Annotated in this window: 1 protein-coding gene; it reads right to left on the reverse strand. The window is 67.5% G+C overall.

The genetic code is table 11. The annotated features are described in order from the left end of the window. A partial coding sequence (locus tag GUY59_RS46985; protein WP_330849317.1) for a GGDEF domain-containing protein occupies positions 1 to 1,225 on the reverse strand: 1,225 nt, incomplete at its 3' end. Positions 1,226 to 1,529 lie beyond the last annotated feature (304 nt).

The following is a 1,529-nucleotide window of genomic DNA, read 5'->3' on the forward strand; positions in this document are numbered from 1 at the left end:
GTTGTCGGGGCGGCTGGACGGCGGGCACGCAGACGCGGTCACGGCCCAGTTCCTTGGCTCGGTAGAGGGCAAGGTCGGCGGCGGCCAGCAACTCGATCAGGTCGTCGCCGTGCACGCCGATCAACGCTACGCCGACCGAGATCGTGATCCTGATGAGCGCGTCGTCGGCGGGGATGGCCATGTGGCCGATGCGGGTGCGCAGGCGTTCGGCGACCCGGCGTGCCTCGTGACTGTCGGCCCCGGGCAGGAGCACGACGAACTCCTCACCGCCGAACCTGCCCACCACATCGTAGTCGCGGAGCTGGTTGCGGAGCGTGGCCGCCACCCCCACCAGCACCTGATCGCCCACCAGGTGCCCGTGGGCGTCGTTGACGCGTTTGAAGTGGTCGATGTCGATGATCAGCAACGCCAGGGTGTCGCCGGTGCGGCGGGAACGGACGATCTCCGTGTCGGCCTCGCGCTGCCAGGCGGCCGCGTTGAGCAGACCGGTCTTGGCGTCGGTGCGGGCGGCGGCCTGGAGCTGGGCGTGCAGGAGGCTGCGCTGCAGCAGCACCACCGGCGGTAGCGCGAGGAGCAGCAGCACGAGGTTGACGCCGCAGCCGATCGACACCGTGACGCCCAGGCAGAGCTCGACGATGTCGAGCAGCAGGCTCTCCTTGTTCCACAACACCTCGCGCCAGGGCGTCTCGGGGTCGGCGGTGTGCGCGGCGATCGCGATCAGGAAGATGTTGAGCAGCGCGAAGAGGGCGGCCGCTCCCACCGCGTAGAAGATCGGCCCGCCGCCGCCCTGCGACAGCGCCCACGGGTCGTCGACGACATGGTGGAACGCAAGGGAGGCGGTGCACCCCGCCAGACCGATCGCGGCCGAGCTGAACACCCGCCGATAGAGCACCGTCGCTTTCACGCGCACCTGCAGCAGGATCTGCAGCACGATCGGCGAGAAGAGCGCATAGACGGGAGGCAGCAGCAGCGCCACGGGCAGCCACCAGGCCGACAACAGGTCGCGGGCGACACCGGAAGGCATGCCGAGGCGTCTGGTCGCCTCGATGCAGACCGCGCCGCAACCCATGAGGGCGCAGAACATCAGCAGGTCGCGCCACCGCAACGAGGTGGACGCCCCGAGCCCCACCATCGCGATGAGGTCGAGACCGACGATCGCGCACAGATAGACCACGAGCGGGCGGCGTTGCCCGAGCAACGGCCAGCGACCAGCCAGTTTTGACACACCGTCACGAGAATTGATCGAGGCGTGACCAGTTGCCGCCATCGCATCTCCTCCCTAACTAACGATGTGTAACACAATAATTGCGGAGTGTGCTTTGTGCGATGGGAACCCGATACGTTGATACGGACCACTCCCTCTCAGCCCATGAGCGGGCAGTGTTGTAGAGCAGTGCTGGAAAGGAGCAGCCATGGTGCGGGGCGTGACCTGGACCTGTCAGGTGCTCTAGTCACCTGATCAGAGCTACACTCCATCGGCCGCCCTCGGGGTGCCATTTCGGGCCATGCCGGTGCCCCCTCCCACTCCG

The sequence above is a fragment of the Nonomuraea sp. K271 genome (assembly GCF_009908215.1).
Classification (GTDB): domain Bacteria; phylum Actinomycetota; class Actinomycetes; order Streptosporangiales; family Streptosporangiaceae; genus Nonomuraea; species Nonomuraea longispora.